This window comes from Geminicoccus roseus DSM 18922 (assembly GCF_000427665.1).
GTDB classification, from domain to species: domain Bacteria; phylum Pseudomonadota; class Alphaproteobacteria; order Geminicoccales; family Geminicoccaceae; genus Geminicoccus; species Geminicoccus roseus.
This window is the reverse complement of sequence record NZ_KE386572.1, coordinates 1,444,635-1,461,092: the sequence shown is the minus strand read 5'-3', so window position 1 is coordinate 1,461,092 and position 16,458 is coordinate 1,444,635. Positions and strand designations below refer to the sequence as shown.

Sequence of the window (16,458 nt, the reverse complement as noted above, 5' to 3'; positions counted from 1 at the left end):
CACCACGCCGCATGCCGGCACTCTGCCCCTTTGACCATGCATTCGCCGACGGGCCGGTGTTCCTGGAGCCGTCCGGCTTCCTTGCCGCATTGAAGATGACCCGCTCCCTGGCAGCCGCCCGCCGGCTGCAGGCGGTGTGGCGCTCTTTCCACGCGGCGGGGCAGATCGGGCCGGAGGTCCGGCTGGGCCTGGGCGCGCGGCTGGTCAACCGCAACAAGCGGGACGCCGTCACGATCGGCCGCCACACGGTCAGCCGCGCCGTGCTGCGCCTGGAGCCGGCCGGGCGCCTGACCATCGGCGAGCGCTGCTATTTCGGCGACGGCGTGCTGATCTCGGCGATGAACCACATCCAGATCGGCGACGGCACCCTGTTCGCCCATGGTGTACAAGTGTTCGACAACAACACTCACCCGGTCGATGCGGACGAGCGCGAGCGCCACTTCGCCAAGATCCTGGGCTTGTCGAAGAACACCGACTATCGGATCGCCCATGCGCCGGTCACCATCGGCCGGCGCTGCTGGCTGGGCATGAACGCGATCGTGTTCCGCGGGGTGACCATCGGTGACGACACCGTGGTGGCCGGCGGCTCGGTCGTCACCTCCGACCTTCCGTCCGGCATCATCGCCAGCGGCAACCCGGCCGTGCCGGTCCGCAACCTCAAGGAGTTCGTTGCCGCATGATCCGGCGCCTGTTCCGCTCCCCGCCTGCCCAGACCCCTGTTTCCACCCCCGAGGAACGCGCCGGCTGGGCCAAGCCCGTCTATGGCAAGGCCGCGCCCCGCTGTGACGCGGTCTGCTACAGCGCCGCCGCCGGCGAGACCGAATGGTACCCGCCGGTCATGGCCGGTGCGGAGACCTTCAGCTTCGCCTGCGCCTCGCCTGAGACCCTGCAGGATGCGCTGGACGTCATGGGCAAGCTCGAGCCCGACGACTACACGCGCTACCTGACCAAGTTCTATGCCGAGGGGCTGAACCGGTTCGGCGACGGCTGGATCTATGCCGACATCGTCACGGTCCTCTTGACCATGTCCCGGGCGCTGAAGCCCGCCCGCTACCTGGAGATCGGTGTGCGCCGCGGCCGCTCGGTCTGCACCGTCGCCAGCCAGACCCCCAGCGTCGACGTCGTGCTGTTCGACATGTGGATGAAGAACTATGCCGGGATGGAGAACCCCGGCCCGGACTTCGTCCGCAGCGAGCTGAAGAAGGTCGGCCACACCGGCACCGCCGAGTTCATCGACGGTAACAGCCACGTCACGGTGAAGAAGTACTTCGCCGACCACCCGGATACCTACTTCGACCTGATCACCGTGGACGGCGACCATACCGACCCGGGGGCGGCCGAGGACCTGGCCGACGTCCTGCCGCACCTGTCGGTGGGCGGGGCGGTCGTGTTCGACGATGTCTGCCATCCGGCCCATCCGGGGCTGGCCGAGGTCTGGCGGACCCAGGTGGCCGGCGACCCGCGCTTTTCCGCCTGGACCTTCGCGGACGCCGGCTACGGCGTGGGCTTCGCGATCCGCAAGCACTGATCCATGGCGGGCAAGCGGGTGGATCGCCTGGCAGTCGTCACCGGCTGCTTCGGCTTCTTGGGCGGCACGGTCGTCGAGCAGCTGGTGAAGTCGGGCTGGCGGGTCGCCGGCATCGGCCATGGCCGGCGCGGGCTGCCGCTCGCCATGGCGGTCGAGGACGAGGTCACGCAGGAAAGCCTGCGCGCCCTGTTCGCGGCGTTCGGCAAGCCGCAGCTGGTGGTCCATTGCGCTGGCACCGGCAGCGTCGGCAGGGCCCAGGCCGAGCCGTTCGCCGAGTTCCACCGCTCGGTGGGGGTGACCGCCCAGGTGATCGAGGCGGTCCGCCACGACGCGCCCGACGCCGTCCTGGTCTACCCCTCCTCGGCCGCGGTCTATGGCGAGAGCAACAAGCCCGCGCTTGCCGAGGACGAGCCGCTCCGTCCGGTCTCGGTCTATGGCAGCCACAAGGTCGCCTGCGAGGAGCTGGTCCGCTCGGCTGCCCGCGACCTCGGCCTGAAGACCCGGATCGTCCGGTTCTTCTCGCTCTACGGCGAGGGGCTGCGCAAGCAGCTGCTCTGGGACACCTGCAGCAAGCTCGCCGACGGCCGCCTGGAACTCTCCATGTTCGGGACCGGCGAGGAACAGCGCGACTTCATGCATGGGCGCGACGCTGCCCGGCTGATCGAGCGGCTGGCCGACCCAGAGCTGGGCTCCTTCCTCCTGGTCAATGGCGGGACCGGCAAGGCCACCACGGTCCGGGCCATCACCGAGCGGCTGGCCACCGGGACCGGCCGGTTCGTGAACGTCGCCTTCGGCGGCGAGGAGCATCGCGGCAATCCCAAGAGCCTGGTGGCCGATGCCACCCGCCTGACGCGGGAGCTGGACTTTGCCCCGGCCACCGAACTCGGCGCCGGGCTTTCCGCCTATGCCCGCTGGGCGCTGAACGAGCTTGGCGCCCGCAAGGGCCTGGAACTGCCCGACCACTCCACCGCCAAGCTCACCGTGGTGGTCGGCACTTGCGACCGCTGCGGCGACCTGTCCGACCTTTTGGACAGCATCGAGCTGCACACCCACACCCCGCATCTGGTGGTGGTGAGCGACGCCGGCAGCACGGACGGCACCATCGAGATGCTGGAGAAGCGCCGCCAAGCCAACCTGGTGGTGGTGCGCGAGGGCGAGCGGCGCGGCCAGGCGCGCGCCCTGAACGAGGTGTTCGCCAGCGTCTCGACCCCCTATGTCTGCTGGGTCTCCGACGACAACCTGATCACCGAGGGCGGCCTGGACCGCGCCGTCGAGATCCTGGAGGGCAACCCCCGGATCGGCATGGTCGGCCTCAAGGTCCGGGACCTGGTCGGGCCGTTCATCAAGGCGCCCTATATCGGCGGCATCGGCGTGGCCGGCGTGCTCAACGTCAACCAGGGCGTGCTGCCCACCGAGCTGCTGCGTAAGCTCGGCGGCTTCGACGAGGAGCTGCGCGACTATGGCATCGACCCCGATCTGACCCTGCGGGTGCTCAAAGCCGGCAAGGAGGTCTGCTTCACCAAGGAGGTCGCGGTGTTGCACCGACGCGGCTGGCCCTCGGACCCGAACAGCCCCGAGGCCAAGCGCCTGGCCGAGAAGCACGAGCGCGCGCGCACCCTGCTGGCCGCCAAGCACAAGGACCTGGGCGGCGACATCTCGCGCTGGAAGATGAAGCTTTATGTCTGGAAGGCGATGCGGGCGGTGCCGCTGCTTCGGCCGCGCCTGAACATCAATGCCCCGGACCCGATCCTGGGCTTCATCCCGCGCGACTGGCACAACGCCTTCAACGCCCGCTGGATCCACCCCCTGGACCCCCTGCGCACCCGCTCCAAGCCCTACCACCTGGTCCAGCGGATGCGCCCGGAATCCTGAGAGTTCCCATGAAGCCCCTCTCCTCGATGCCGGCCGACATCCGGCGCGCCTGCACCGGCCTGTTCACCGACATCGACGACACCGTCACCACCGAGGGACGGCTGACCCCCGCCGCCTACGCCGCGCTCGGCCGCCTGCACGAGGCCGGGATCATCGTGGTGCCGATCACCGGGCGTCCGGCCGGCTGGTGCGACATGGTCGCGCGGTTCTGGCCGGTGGACGGCGTGGTCGGCGAGAACGGGGCGTTCTTCTTCCGCTACGACCATGGCCAGAAACGCATGATCCGCCGCTTCGCCCAGAGCGAGGCGGAGCGCGCCGCCAATCGCGAGCGGCTGGCCCTGGTGCGCGAGCGCGTCCTGGCGGAGGTGCCGGGCTCGGCGGTCGCATCCGATCAGCTCTACCGGGAGGCCGACCTCGCCATCGATTTCTGCGAGGACGTCCCGCCGCTTCCCACGGAGGCGGTCGACCGGATTGTGGCGATCTTCGAGGAAGCCGGGGCGGTGGCCAAGGTCTCCTCGATCCATGTGAACGGCTGGTTTGGCGACCACGACAAGCTGACCATGTCGAGGATCTTCGCCGACGAGGCCCTGGGCATCGACCTGCAGGCCAGCCGGGAGCGCTATGTCTATGCCGGCGACAGCCCGAACGATGCGCCGATGTTCGGCTGGTTCCCCAACGCGGTGGGCGTGGCCAACGTGCTGCGCTTCCAGGACCGCATGACGGCCTTGCCAGCCTACGTGACCCCGTCGGAAGGTGGCGCTGGGTTCGTGGAACTCGTCGACGCCATCCTGGAGGCACGCGCATGACCAAGATCGTCCCGATCACCCCGGAGCATCGGGACGACTGGGAGCGGCTCTACGCGGCCTATGCCGCCTTCTACAAGGTCGAGCAGACCCCGGAGATGCGTGCCCGGGTCTGGGGCTGGCTGCAGGACCCGGACCATGAGGTGAACGGCTTCCTGGCGCTGGACGAAAGCGGGCGGCCGGTGGGCCTCGCCCATTTCCGCCCGTTCTCCCGCCCGCTTGCCGCCTCGGTCGGCGGCTTCTTCGACGACCTGTTCGTCGACCCGGATGCCCGCGGCTCAGGGGCCGCCCAGGCGATCTTCGCCGCCATCGCCGAGGAAGGCAGGAAGCGCGGCTGGACGGTGATCCGCTGGATCACCGCAGAGGACAATTATCGCGGCCGCAGCGTCTACGACCGGGTCGGCAGCAAGACCCGGTGGGTGACCTACGACATGCCGCTTTGAGCGGGGTCCGCGCGCAGACGTGAGACCGGAAACGATCTTCCTGCCCGTGACTAACGGCCGGTGACACTTCATTGTCTCTGCCGGTTCAGGCAAGGAACGATGGGTACCGATGACCTCGCGTGGCTCGATGATTCTGAGCGCCTTCTTCTTCAATCCTCAGGGTGACCATCGGGTCGCCTGGCGCCATCCGGACGCGCCCGGGGCCGAGGTGCTGGACCTTGCTTACTACCGCCGCCTCGTGGAGACCGCCGAGCGGGCCAGGATCGACGTGCTGTTCGTGGCCGACGAGGTGGCGATCTGGGACCAGCTGCCCAGCGGGATCGCGCACTACGCCAATGTCCGCCTGGAGATGTTCACCCTGCTCGCGGCACTCTCGGCAGTCAGCTCCGAGATCGGGCTGATCGGCACCGCGTCGACTACCTACAACGAGCCGTTCCACATCGCCCGCAAGTTCGCGTCGTTGGACTTCCTCAGCCATGGCCGCTCGGCCTGGAACATCGTCACCTCGGCGATGGACGAGGAGGCGCTGAACTTTGGCCGCGACCACCAGCTCGAGCATGCGACGCGCTACCAGCGGGCCCATGAATCCGTGGAGGTGGTGAAGGCGCTCTGGGACAGCTGGGAGGACGGCGCGCTGCGGATCGACAAGGACAGCGGGTTCTTCGCTGATCCGGAAAAGGTCCACCATCTCGACCATCAGGGCGACTTCTTCAAGGTGCGTGGCCCGCTCAACCTGCCGCGCCCGCCGCAGGGCCACCCGGTGCTGGTGCAGGCCGGCTCGTCCGGCGACGGCAAGGACCTGGCGGCGCGTCATGCCGACATCCATTTCGCGATCTTCCGTTCGCTGGAGGAAGGCCGGCGCTACCGGAGCGACATGAACGAGCGCCTAGCCAGGAACGGCCGGGCACCCGGCGACCTCAAGATCCTGCCGGGCCTGCAGCCGATCGTGGCGGACAGCGCGGCGGAGGCCGCCGAGAAGGCCGAGGCGCTGAAGGACCTGCTGCTCGACCGGGTCGCCGTCGACCTCCTGTCCTACTGGACCCGCACCGACCTGTCGGCCTACCCGATTGACGGCCCGCTGCCGGAGCTTCCCGGCGAGGAAGGCTTCGCGTCCGGCCACACCAAGCTCGGCCTGATCCGCGACTCTGCCCGGCGCGAGGGCCTCTCGATCCGCGAGCTCGGCCGGAAGATGGCCAATACCGGCTCGGTTGCCACCGTCGCCGGAACCGCCGGGGACGTCGCCGACCGCCTGGAGGAATGGTTCAGCGCGGGCGTCGCCGACGGCTTCAACCTGATGTTTCCGCTCCTGCCGGAAGGGCTCGACCGCTTCGCCGCCGAGGTCGTGCCGGAACTGCAGCGGCGCGGCGTCTTCCACCAGGAATATGGGCAGGGCACGCTGCGCGACCGGCTGGGCCTGAAGCGCCCGGCCAACCGCTTCGCCGATCGTCCCGGCTCCTCCCGAGCCTGAAGGGTCCCACGTTGAGCACCCCCCCGAACCGCCCCGCTCACCTGGAAGTCCTGCCCTGCGCCAAGCGTGTCCGGGTGGTCTTTGCCGGGCAGGTCATCGCCGACAGCCGCAAGGTCCGGATCCTGCGCGGCGAAGGCATGCTGCCGGTCTATTACTTCCCGCGCACCGACGTGAAGCCCGAGCATCTTCGCTCCTCGCCCGACATCACCGAGCATGCCCGCGCCGGCCGCACCGAGCATTTCGCGCTGTCGGCGGGCGACCGGCATGCCGAGGGCGCGGCCTGGAGCTTTCCACAGCCGGCTGATCCGGCGCTGGCAGCGCTGAAGGATCACATCGCCTTCGCCTGGTCGGCGATGGATGCCTGGTTCGAGGAAGACGAGGAGGTTTTCGTGCACGCCCGCGACCCGCATGTCCGCATCGACACCCTGGCCTGCTCGGCCCACATCCAGGTGATCCTGGCCGGCACGGTGATCGCCGACAGCCGCCGGTCGCTGATGCTGGTCGAGACCAACCATCCGGTCCGCTACTACCTGCCCGCCGACGATGTCCGCCTCGACCTGCTGACCTTCTCGCCGAGAACCACCCGCTGCCCCTACAAGGGCATTGCCTCCTACTGGTCCGCCGAGATCGACGGGAAGACCTACGAGAACATCGCCTGGTTCTACCGCGACCCGATCCCCGAGATCCCGAAGATCAAGGACCTGATCGCGTTCTATCCCGAAGCGGTGGACGCCATCCTGCGGGATGGCGAGAAGGTGGGCTGACCAGCCCAGCAGCAGTCATGGCCGAGATGGCAGGCAGCCCCGGGCCATGCCGGACGTGGGCAGGCCAAAGTACACGTCCTGGTTGATGTTTTTGGTTCCGTTGCAGGAAGTGTCGGGGATCGCTGCGGACAGCGGCATGTCCTCCCGGTACTTGCTCGGCAGAACATCGATTGTTTCAGCCGGCTCAATCCATCTGGTGGATAATGATCTTGAGGTGCCAAGCTACTATCAGGGTAGCAAATTCATTCTGAAACTTACTCTGAGCCGTATCAGTTGATCAGTCGAATAAATCCATCTGGTATCAGATCGCTGATCTCGCTATATTGAAACGCCCTCAAATAAACAGAGACCTGCATGCCTACTGTCCATCTGTACTACGACGGCTGGCTGACGCTGCCGGTTCATGCCCGCCGGCACTTGGATGTCGCCCATGGCGATCAGCTGGAAATCGAGCTGGTTGGCGATGGCCTGCTCCTGCGTCCGGTAGCTCCGGCCGAACGTCCCGCCCGAACGGCGCCGGATCTGCCGGCGGCACCGCCAGCCGCGCCACCCGCCGCCGCGACGCCGGCTGTCGAGGCCGCGCCACCCGCCCGGGGACGCGGCCGGCCGCGCAAGCTGCCCCAGCAGGACCTGGCGCCGCGCATCAAGGTCGGCGGCCGGCGCCGGAGCACGGCTCCCGCCTGATCTCTATCCCTTCAGGATCATCGGTCGGCGGCGGGTCACTCGTCGATCCGCCCGATGATCTCGCGGTAGGCGGCCTCCGGGAACGCCTTGAGCGTGGTGGTGCGGACGAAGCCCGACATGCCCAGGCGCAGGCTGAAGCGCGCCGCGGTGGCGTCGTCGGGCGCCTCGTAGACCACGACCATGTCGTAGCCGCCCATGGTCAGGAAGACCTGCTTGAAGTCGCCGCCCATCTCGCGCAGGAGGTCGCGTGCCTTGTCCAGGCGGCTGGGCGAATCCTTGATGTGGGCGATACCCTTGTCCGTGTAGCTGACCAGCGCGACGAAATGGGACATCTTTGCTCTCCCTGACCGGACCAGACGGCATCAAGTCCAGCATTGTCTGCACCTGCCGGCCGCCAAGTCGCCAGACCTTACCACATCCGGCCATCCATGCGATCATGCTCCATTGGAGGGTCGCGTCGAGGCGATGCGACCGCGAATGCTGGAGGACAGAGCCCATGCGGGTCGGGGTGCTGCTCTGGGTAGCGGGTCTGGTCCTGGGCGGCTGGCCGCCGGCGCTGCATGCCGCCTCCTCCACCCGGCCCTGCCTGTGCCGCCATGCCGGAGGCACCGCGAAGCAGGGCGAGATCGTCTGCCTGATCCGCGATGGCCGGCATCAGCTGGCGCGCTGCGAGATGGTGCTCAACAACGCCTCCTGGCATTTCCTGGAAGAGAACTGCGGGCCGGTCGCCGCGGACAGCAGCCTGCCGCTGCGCAGCGACGGCTGACGGTCTCGCCGCCGGCTCAGCCGGCCAGCGACTTCTCCATCGCGTAGTTGTGGATCGGCACTCCTGCCACCTCGAAGTCGCGCCGCCCAGCCAGGGCGAAGCCCTTGGCCAGGAAGAAGGGGCGCGCCGCCTCGCTGGCCTCCGCCCACAGCCGGTCGATGCCTCGCTCCCCAGCGGCCCGTTCCAGCGCCTCATACAGGGCCGAGGCGACCCCGGTCCCGGCTGCTTCCGGCGCGCAGTACAGGAAGTGGATGCGGCCCCTGGCTTCCAGGTCGGCGAAGGCCAGGGGCCGGTCCGCTTCATCCACCGCGACCAGACGAACCCGCCCGTCGCTGGTCAGGGCGTCCAGCCGCTCCGGCGACGGCGCCAGCGCCGCCCAGGCCCGCACCTGTCGCGCCTCGTAGTAGCGGCTGCCGATCCGTTCGACCGCTCGCCGGTAGATGTCGGTCACCGAAGCCGCATCGGCAGGACGATAGGTGCGGATCGTCATCGGCAGGCAGATCCCCATTTACACGAACGAACCCGAGGACCCGGGGCGGAACAGCGACACGGCCCCGGCCGGGGCGGCATCAGACGGGCTTCAGCTCCGCCCGACCGTGCACTCGATCTGGCCGTGCGGCTCGTCGGTGGCGGTGAAGACCTGGTTGTCGTTGTCCAGGCCGAACGGCTCCAGGTTGATCGGGATGTAGTGCTTGTTCGGGCAGGCGAGGCTGATCTCCTCGACTTCCGGGACCGCCTCCAGCGCCGCCTTGCCCATGCGGTACAGGCTGTCCTGGATGCTGCGGCTGTAGGTGCCGGCGAACACCCGGAGCATCGTGTCCAGGATCGCCTGGCGGGCCTGGTCGTAGTCGGAAGGCACGCTGTGCCAGCGCCAGGACGCGTTCATCGCGGTCGAGGCGATCCGGTCGTCGGTCTCCTTCAGCGTCGTGAACGGCTCCTTGACGTAGCCGGCCCAGCCCGAGCCGGTCGACTTCAGGAAGGTGAAGCCGTCGATGCCGGATTCGGTCACTGTGCTGGCGTGGGTCATCGTGACCCGGGCGAACGGGCGGCCGTTGCCATCCAGGACGAAGCCGTGCGGCTGCTCCTGGCCCTCCGACACGATCCGGCGCCATACCGTCTCGTGCCCGGTCACGACGGCGCCGTCCAGCATCCGGTACTCGTCGAGCAGCCGGCGCGCGATGGCGGCGCAGAACGCCTCGTTGCCGAAGGCGATATTCTCCCGCGCCACGATGTTGACGATGTTCTTGATGGTGTCGGTGCAGATCGACTTCGAGTTGTCGGCCTTGGTGAAAGTCTCGGCGAAGTCGCCCGTGACCATGGCGTCCACGCTGGTCTCGCGCACCTCGTGCCATCCTTCCGGCCGGCCCGGCACCTCGCGCCGGACGCGCAGGACACGGACGCGGCCCTTGCCGTAGGTCTTGCGAACGAGCGTCATGCGGCTTGGCCCTCCGGAGGCGGCTGATCTAAGGTCGTGCCGTCAGTCTGGGCAGGCGAGGGCATCGAGGCAATGAGCACGGATGCGGCGATCACCGGTGGCTGTCTGTGCGGCGCGGTCCGCTACCGGGTGACGGGCGAGGTCGGGCCGATCTCGGTCTGCCATTGCGGGCAGTGCCGGCGCGCCCATGGCTATCTCGGCGCCTATACCGACGCGCCGACCGAGAGCATCGCGATCACCGGCGCGGAGCGGCTGACCTGGTACCGCTCGTCGGACCAGGCCGAGCGCGGCTTCTGCTCGGTGTGCGGCTCGGTGATGTTCTGGAAGCCGGCCCATGGCCGCCACATCTCGTTCAGCGCGGGCTCGATCGACCAGCCGAGCGGCCTCGTGATCGACCGGCACATCTATGTCGCCGATCGGGCCGACTACGAGACCATCGACCCGGACGCGCCCGGCCACTGGCCGCAGGCGGACCGGCCGTGACGGCTGCCGGCGGCTAGGCTACCACCGGACGCCCGCGCCGCCCCGATCCGAGTGCCGCCATGCCCGCCGACGCGACCCTTTTCCTCAGCCGCTGGGCCGATGTCGTGGCGTTCGGCATGCTGGTCGGCGGCTGGCTGTCCTACCCGATCCTGCTGGCCGTCCTGGGCCATTCGCGCGCCACGCTGAACGACACGATGGTCGAGATCCGCTGCGCCTGGATGGTCTCGATGCTCAGGCGCGAGAACCGCATCACCGATGCGGCGCTGGTCGGCCACGTCATCTCCAGCGCCTCGTTCTTCGCTTCCACCACGGTCCTGGTGATCGGCGCCCTGTTCGGCGCGCTGGCGAATGCCGGGGCGATCGTCGACACGGTGGGGCAGTTCCTGGTCGACCACCCGCCGACCGTCTGGATCACCCAGCTCAAGACCGTCGTGATCCTGATGATCTTCGTCTACGGGTTCTTCAAGTTCACCTGGGCGATCCGCCAGTACAACTACATGATCGCCATGTTCGGCGCCGCTCCTCCGGCACCCCTGCCCGAGGCGCTCATCGGCAAGCTGTCGGTGATCTACGCCAAGCATTTCAGCCGCGCCGCCCAGGACTTCAACCATGGCCTGCGCGCCTATTATTTCGGCCTGGCCGGGTTCGCCTGGTTCATCGATCCGCTGATCGTGCCGCCGGCCCTGCTCTTCATCATGGCGATCCTGGTCCGCCGGCAGACCCGCTCGGCGGTGCTGGAGGATGTGCAGGCCGCCCGGATGGCGCTGCGCTGACGATCCTGGCGAAGATCCGGCCGGCGCAGCTGCGCTCTTGGGGATGCAGTCGATGCGACGCCGCCGCTCCTGTCGCGCCTTGTCATTGACAGGCATGGACGGGTGGTAATCTACCTGAGTGCTGGACCATGCGAAGGAGTGTTCGGAGATGGCCGTCGGCGATCCTTGCCCGGTGTTCGTGGCACGTTCGTCCAATTCGCCCGCGCTGAAGATCGACACGATCGCGGGCCGCTGGCTGGTGCTCACCTTCATCCCGGGCATGGCCGATCCCAGGGCCGCGGCCCTCGCCCCTGCCCTGGCAGGCTCGTCCTTGTTCGACGACAACCATGCCAGCCTGTTCCTGGTCACCAACGACGCCCAGGACGAGGAAGCCCAGCGCCTGCCACTGCGCATCCCGGGCGTGCGCGCCTTCTGGGACTACGAGGATGCGGTGGCCGGGCAGTTCGTGGCGCGGCCAGGCGACCTCACCACCATCGTGATCAGCCCACGCCTGCAGATCATGGCCGAGATCCGCGAGCCGGAGCCGGCTAGGCATGCCCAGGCGGTGCTCGACTTCCTCGGGGCGGCGCCGCGGGTGGACTCCCTGCCGCCCATGCTGGCCCATGCGCCGGTCCTGGTGATCCCGCAGGTGTTCGAGCCGGAGTTCTGCCGGATGCTGATCCAGGGCTACGAAACCCATGGCGGCAGGGAGAGCGGCTTCATGCGCGAGATCGACGGCAAGACCGTCGAGGTGAAGGACCGGAGCCACAAGGTCCGCAGCGACTGGACCATCGGCGACCAGCAGATCACCCGCGCGATCCAGGCGCGCTTCACCCGCCGGGTCGTGCCGGAGATCAAGAAGTCGTTCCAGTTCGAGGTCACCCGGATGGAGCGCTACATCGTCGCCTGCTACGCGGCCGAGGAAGGTGGTCACTTCCGCGCGCACCGCGACAACACCACCAAGGGCACCGCGCACCGCCGCTTCGCCGTCTCGGTCAACCTGAACGCTGACGAGTACGAGGGCGGCGACCTGCGCTTCCCGGAGTTCGGCCGCCGCACCTATCGTGCGCCATCCGGCGGTGCGGTGGTGTTCTCCTGCTCGCTCCTGCACGAGGCCACGCCGGTCACCAGCGGCCGGCGCTATGCCTTCCTGCCCTTCCTCTATGACGAGGCCGCCAAGAAGATCCGCGAGGCCAATCTCGGCTTCATCCAGCAGAACACCGCCGCCTAGCGGCTTGGGTTCGGCGGAAGATCCCTTCCGCCGAACTCACGTCACCACATGCTCGCCGGCTCCGCAGCCATGATCTAGAGGACCGGCACGGCCAGCACCGCCCGTCCTGCCTGACGCAGCACCTGCTCGGTGGTGCTGCCGCGCAATCCGTCGAGCACGTCGTCATGGCCATGGGTCGCCATGACGATCAGGTCTGGGTCGATCCGTGCGGCCGCCTCGACAATTCCAGGTACGACAGCACCGTTGGCGTTGGCCCGCCGCAGGCGCGCCTCGTGCTTGGCCTCGACCGTCACGGTCGGCGCCTGGTCGGCCGGCCCGACATGAAGCAGGTGCACCAGCGCGTCCTGACATCCCAGCGCGTCACTGAGGCTCAAGGCGAGGCTAACCGCGTCGTCCCGTGGCGTCGCGCCGTCGACCGGGATCAGGATGTTCCGCAGCCGGGCAGCCCCCGTGTCGGCATCGACGAAACCGCTGCCCTCGGGCGGAAGGAACAGGGCCGGCGCGTCCGTGCGGCGGGCCAGCTGCTCGGCGATGGAGCCGTGCAGGAGCCGCGCCAATCCTCCTCGGGCACGGGTCGCCAGCACCAGGAGGTCGCAGCCCTTCTGCTCGAGAAGTCGGTCGAGCGCCTCGATCGGATTGGCAGCCGGGATCAGCTCCTTCGCGACCCGGATGCCCAGCCGCTCCGCGATGGCGGTGCGGGGCACATCCGGCCCGATCAGGCCCCACCTGCCCAGCATGGATCGCACGCCCGGAAATGACGTCCAGTCCGGGTCCCGGTCGGCATCCGGATCCGCCGCATGGACGATCGCCAGATGCCCCTTGCAGGCAAGCGTGAGCGCCAGGGCATGGGCGAACGCCGTCTCGCTCAGCAGGGTGAGATCGGTCGGATGGACGATACGGTTGGATCCCAATGCCTCGCTGCCTAGAACAAGCGTCATTGCGACGATTCCTCCCATGACGGTGAGACGGCCATCAGGCCGACCCCAGGAGCCGGCAGCCTCGGCTGCGCAGATCAGCATCGATCTAGGTGTATTTCCCGCCGTGCCTCAAGGATAAACAGGATCCAGGGAGCGGATGGAGGCGCGGGCCTTGAGCAGGCCAAGAGCCAGGAGGCGACAGGGGGCCGGGTTGGTGCTCAGCCTGGCGGACATCCTGCCGCTGCCGCCTCGACGATCTGCACGAAGCCGCGGCCGAACCGGCCCCGCTCCTGCTCGTAGCGGTCCAGGGCATGGGCCTCGGCCATCACGTCCGGCCCCGGCCGGCCCGCGTCGCGGATGGTGGTGAGCGCCTGCGCCAGTGCCTCGACGTCATCGACCCCGAACCAGAGGGACCGGTCGTCCCGGGCCTGAGCACGATGGGTCCGTATGTCGGACAGGAGCAGCGGGCGGCCCAGCGCCTTGGCTTCCTCCACCGTGGTGCTCCATCCCTCGAAGCGGGACGGGTTGAGCAGCGCCATCGCCCGGCGGTGCAGCGCGAACACCACGTCCAGCGGCACCGGGCCCAGCAGCCGGAACCGCTCCGCCAGCCCCAGCTCGGCGATCCGGGCGCGCAGCGCCACCCCGTGCTGCGGCGCGCGGTAGTCGATCAGATGGCCCGATGACACCACGGTCAGGCCAGGCACCGCCGCCAGCGCCTCGACCGCCAGCGCGTGGTTCTTGTGCCGCCAGAGCTGGCCCGGCAGGTACACGAAGCGCTCCGGCAGCCCGTAGGGCTCCAGCACGTCCAAAGGATCGGCGATCAGCGTGCGCGGCGGGATGGTCACCGCGAACGGCAGGACACGGGCGCGTTCCGCCTGCATCGGGAACCAGCCGGCCAGCTCGGTGGCCGCCGCTTCGGTCTGCACGATGGTCAGCGCCGAGCGGGCCAGGAACCGGCCATGCTCCCGCTCCCGCGAGCGTTGTTCCGCCGGGCTGAACATCCCGGGCAGGTGGCGTTCCTGGAAGTCCGGGATCCAGTGGATGTTGGGCACCGAGGGCGCCCGGCAGGGCAGGGGCCGCAGGAAGGTGACGTCGACCAGGCCGCGTAGCGCACGGTCGAAGCCGTCCAGCCAGGGCAGGTCGAGATACTCGCCGAGCTTGCGCCCGACCCAGGCCGGCTGGCGGCGGGTGAGCTGGCCGAGCGGGTGCGGCTGCGCGCCCAGTGCGCGCCAGCGGGCGACCCGCGCCGCACTGGCGTCCTGGCCGTGAAGCAGCAGCACCGTCACCTCGGGCCGGCGACCGATCGCCTCCAGGAGGTTGAGGAGAAAGCTCTCCCCGCCCCCCCAGCTCGGATCGAACGCCGCGAACAGCCCGAGCCGCAGCGGTTCAGGCACTGGCCGCCTTCGCGATCCCGGCGGCGTCCAGGCCGTGATCGGCCAGCACCTCGTCGTTGGCGCCGCAGGACGGGATCCGGTCGACGCCCAGGTGCAGGATCCGGCCAGGGAAGCGGATCGCCTGGAGGGCATCCCCCAGCATCACGCCCTGGCCGCCCTCGACATAATGATCGTCGATGGTGACCACCGTCCTGGCCCCGGCGGTCGCTTCCTCCAGCCAGTCACGGTCGACCTGGTTCAGCCAGGGCAGGATCACCAGCCTGCCGCCGCCCATGCGGTCCAGCGCATGCCAGGCCTCGGTCGCCATGGTCGGGCCATAGGCGATCAGCACCGTGTCCTTGCCGGTGTCCTTCGCGATCCAGCCATTGCCGGGCTTCGGCACGTAGCCGGCCGGGAGTTCGTAGGGGACCGGCACCGGGATCGACACGAAGCGCAGGTAGCTGCTGCCGGGGTTGGCCTGCACCGCCCAGCGGACCAGCGGGGCGACCTCGGCGGCACAGGAGGGCTGGACCAGGGTCAGGCCCGGCGTGCCGGAAAGCGCCGCAATGTCCCGCACCGACTGGTGCGAATGACCGGGACCGCCCGGAACCAGCCCGGCCAGCGCCGCCATGTAGACGACCTTGGAGCGCTCGGAGGCGTTGTTGTAGATCTGCTCGTTGGCACGCGTCGCGAGGAAGCAGGCAAAGCTGTGGCAGACCGGGACCAGGCCCTTGAGCGCCATGGCGCCCGCCTGGCTCACCATGTCCATCTCGGCGATGCCACACTCGATGAAGCGCTCGGGGTGCTTGTCCTTGAACGGGATCAGCCCGCAATCGAGCATCAGGTCGGCGTCGAGCGCCACCAGCTTCGGGTTCTCGGCCGCCAGTTCCAGCAACGCTTCGGAATAGGCCGGGATCAGCCGCTCGGGCACCTGGGCCGGCGGCGGCGTCACCGGACGCTCGACCGTCTCCAGCGACAGTTCGGTGGCGCGCGCCTCGCGCAGCACCCGATTGATCCGGTCCATGATCTCCTGGGCGCCGCGGGTGTAGTCAGCGGCCTGCGGCGCGCCGGAATGGAAGCGGTAGATTTCCGCGTCGCTCTCCATGGCGACGTGCTCCATGAAGGACACGCCCTTGCCCTTCACGGTATCGGCGATGACCAGCTTGGGCTTCTTCACGCCCCGGATGTCGTCCAGCGCCTTGACGATGCCCGGAAGGTCGTGGCCGTCGACGCGGACCACGTGCCAGCCGAACGCCCGGAACTTCGCTTCCAGGTCGCCCAGATCGGAAACCTGCGCCACGAAGGTGTCGGACTGCAGCTTGTTGTGGTCGACGATCGCGGTGATCTCGGCAAAGCCGCGGTTGACCGCCCCGCCCAGGCTCTCCCAGATCTGGCCCTCCTGCAGCTCGCCGTCGCCCAGCATCACGAAGATGCGCGGGCTCTTGCCGCCCTGCAGCCGGTTGGCCGCGACCATGCCCTTGGCCTTGGAGATGCCCATCCCGAGCGAGCCGGTGTTGGCGACCATGCCGGGCGTGCCGACGTCCGGATGACCGGGCAGGCCGCCCAGCTTGCGGAACCGGTGCATCAGATCGGCCGGCAGGCGGCCGAGCGCGGTCATCACCGCATAGAGCCCGGGCGCATCGTGGCCCTTGGAGGAGAAGTAGACGTCGCCCTCGCGCATCTCCTCCAGGTGCAGCCAGGAGACGATGTCCATCGAGCTGAACGAACTGCCGATATGGCCGGAGCCGGCCCGGGCGATCATGTAGAGCGTGTTCAGCCGCGCCATGTCGGCGAACAGCCTTGCCCGCGCCACCGCAGGCATCGCCAGGGCGCGGATCCGCGCGAACTCGTCCGGCGCGATCCAGTAGAGCGTGCCCTCGACGGCGTTGCCGGTCAGTTCACCCATGAGACGCTGCTTTCACCGAAGATGGAGTTGAGG

At 68.7% G+C, this 16,458-nt stretch carries 18 protein-coding genes; 12 read left to right on the top strand and 6 right to left on the bottom strand.

Annotated features, from left to right (window positions below; all coding sequences use genetic code 11):
• Positions 1–11 precede the first annotated feature (11 nt).
• The 8 genes from GEMRO_RS28400 (at position 12) to GEMRO_RS0108035 (ending at position 7,562) form a co-directional block, all read left to right on the top strand.
• Positions 12–680: an acyltransferase gene (locus GEMRO_RS28400; protein ID WP_051328834.1), complete on the top strand. Its 669-nt coding sequence runs from the start codon at positions 12–14 to the stop codon at positions 678–680.
• Positions 677–1,528, top strand: coding sequence for a class I SAM-dependent methyltransferase (locus tag GEMRO_RS28395; protein WP_205624932.1), 852 nt, complete (start codon positions 677–679; stop codon positions 1,526–1,528). The genes GEMRO_RS28400 and GEMRO_RS28395 overlap by 4 nt, the downstream gene beginning before the upstream one ends.
• 3 nt (positions 1,529–1,531) lie before the next feature.
• Positions 1,532–3,400: an NAD-dependent epimerase/dehydratase family protein gene (locus GEMRO_RS33375; protein WP_084506694.1), complete on the top strand. Its 1,869-nt coding sequence runs from the start codon at positions 1,532–1,534 to the stop codon at positions 3,398–3,400.
• Positions 3,401–3,408: 8 nt separating this feature from the next.
• Complete coding sequence (locus GEMRO_RS0108055; protein WP_027133582.1) at positions 3,409–4,206, top strand: HAD-IIB family hydrolase; 798 nt, start codon at positions 3,409–3,411, stop codon at positions 4,204–4,206.
• Complete coding sequence (locus GEMRO_RS0108050) at positions 4,203–4,646, top strand: GNAT family N-acetyltransferase (protein ID WP_027133581.1); 444 nt, start codon at positions 4,203–4,205, stop codon at positions 4,644–4,646. Before GEMRO_RS0108055 ends, GEMRO_RS0108050 begins: the two co-directional genes overlap by 4 nt.
• Before the next feature lie 109 nt (positions 4,647–4,755).
• A complete protein-coding gene (locus GEMRO_RS0108045) occupies positions 4,756–6,114 on the top strand; it encodes an LLM class flavin-dependent oxidoreductase (protein ID WP_205624931.1) in 1,359 nt (452 codons plus the stop codon).
• Positions 6,115–6,125: 11 nt separating this feature from the next.
• Complete coding sequence (locus tag GEMRO_RS0108040; protein WP_027133579.1) at positions 6,126–6,878, top strand: DUF427 domain-containing protein; 753 nt, start codon at positions 6,126–6,128, stop codon at positions 6,876–6,878.
• Positions 6,879–7,232: 354 nt separating this feature from the next.
• Positions 7,233–7,562 (top strand): AbrB/MazE/SpoVT family DNA-binding domain-containing protein, encoded by a 330-nt coding sequence (locus GEMRO_RS0108035; protein WP_027133578.1) that lies wholly within the window; start codon positions 7,233–7,235, stop codon positions 7,560–7,562.
• 35 nt (positions 7,563–7,597) lie between these two features.
• Here GEMRO_RS0108035 and GEMRO_RS0108030 read toward each other — a convergent pair whose 3' ends face one another.
• Positions 7,598–7,894, bottom strand: a complete 297-nt coding sequence (locus tag GEMRO_RS0108030; RefSeq protein ID WP_027133577.1) for a GYD domain-containing protein — start codon at positions 7,892–7,894, stop codon at positions 7,598–7,600.
• 164 nt (positions 7,895–8,058) lie between these two features.
• Here GEMRO_RS0108030 and GEMRO_RS28385 point away from each other — a divergent pair, with 164 nt between their 5' ends.
• Entirely contained in the window at positions 8,059–8,328 is a 270-nt protein-coding gene (locus GEMRO_RS28385; protein WP_051328833.1) for a hypothetical protein, read from the top strand.
• Between the two features lie 16 nt (positions 8,329–8,344).
• On the opposite strand, the gene GEMRO_RS0108020 is transcribed toward GEMRO_RS28385, so the two are convergent.
• A complete protein-coding gene (locus tag GEMRO_RS0108020) occupies positions 8,345–8,818 on the bottom strand; it encodes a GNAT family N-acetyltransferase (protein ID WP_035484941.1) in 474 nt (157 codons plus the stop codon).
• Between the two features lie 90 nt (positions 8,819–8,908).
• Positions 8,909–9,763 carry a factor-independent urate hydroxylase gene (gene pucL / locus GEMRO_RS0108015; protein ID WP_027133575.1) on the bottom strand — a complete coding sequence of 285 codons (855 nt, stop codon included), beginning with the start codon at positions 9,761–9,763 and terminating at the stop codon, positions 8,909–8,911.
• Between the two features lie 72 nt (positions 9,764–9,835).
• Here pucL and GEMRO_RS0108010 point away from each other — a divergent pair, with 72 nt between their 5' ends.
• The 3 genes from GEMRO_RS0108010 to GEMRO_RS28375 all read left to right on the top strand — a co-directional run bounded on the left by GEMRO_RS0108010 (position 9,836) and on the right by GEMRO_RS28375 (position 12,229).
• The gene (locus GEMRO_RS0108010) at positions 9,836–10,246 is read left to right on the top strand and encodes a GFA family protein (protein WP_027133574.1); all 411 of its coding nucleotides are present in this window, start codon (positions 9,836–9,838) and stop codon (positions 10,244–10,246) included.
• A gap of 59 nt (positions 10,247–10,305) precedes the next feature.
• Complete coding sequence (locus GEMRO_RS28380; RefSeq protein WP_051328832.1) at positions 10,306–11,019, top strand: DUF599 domain-containing protein; 714 nt, start codon at positions 10,306–10,308, stop codon at positions 11,017–11,019.
• Between the two features lie 148 nt (positions 11,020–11,167).
• Positions 11,168–12,229, top strand: a complete 1,062-nt coding sequence (locus tag GEMRO_RS28375) for a 2OG-Fe(II) oxygenase family protein (protein WP_035486753.1) — start codon at positions 11,168–11,170, stop codon at positions 12,227–12,229.
• A 74-nt stretch (positions 12,230–12,303) separates the two neighbouring features.
• Here GEMRO_RS28375 and GEMRO_RS0107995 read toward each other — a convergent pair whose 3' ends face one another.
• The 3 genes from GEMRO_RS0107995 to GEMRO_RS0107985 all read right to left on the bottom strand — a co-directional run bounded on the left by GEMRO_RS0107995 (position 12,304) and on the right by GEMRO_RS0107985 (position 16,425).
• Positions 12,304–13,167: a universal stress protein gene (locus tag GEMRO_RS0107995; protein WP_169728340.1), complete on the bottom strand. Its 864-nt coding sequence runs from the start codon at positions 13,165–13,167 to the stop codon at positions 12,304–12,306.
• Positions 13,168–13,364: 197 nt separating this feature from the next.
• A complete protein-coding gene (locus GEMRO_RS28370; protein ID WP_035484938.1) occupies positions 13,365–14,540 on the bottom strand; it encodes a glycosyltransferase in 1,176 nt (391 codons plus the stop codon).
• Positions 14,533–16,425 carry a 1-deoxy-D-xylulose-5-phosphate synthase N-terminal domain-containing protein gene (locus GEMRO_RS0107985; RefSeq protein ID WP_027133572.1) on the bottom strand — a complete coding sequence of 631 codons (1,893 nt, stop codon included), beginning with the start codon at positions 16,423–16,425 and terminating at the stop codon, positions 14,533–14,535. Before GEMRO_RS0107985 ends, GEMRO_RS28370 begins: the two co-directional genes overlap by 8 nt.
• Between the last annotated feature and the right edge of the window lie 33 nt (positions 16,426–16,458).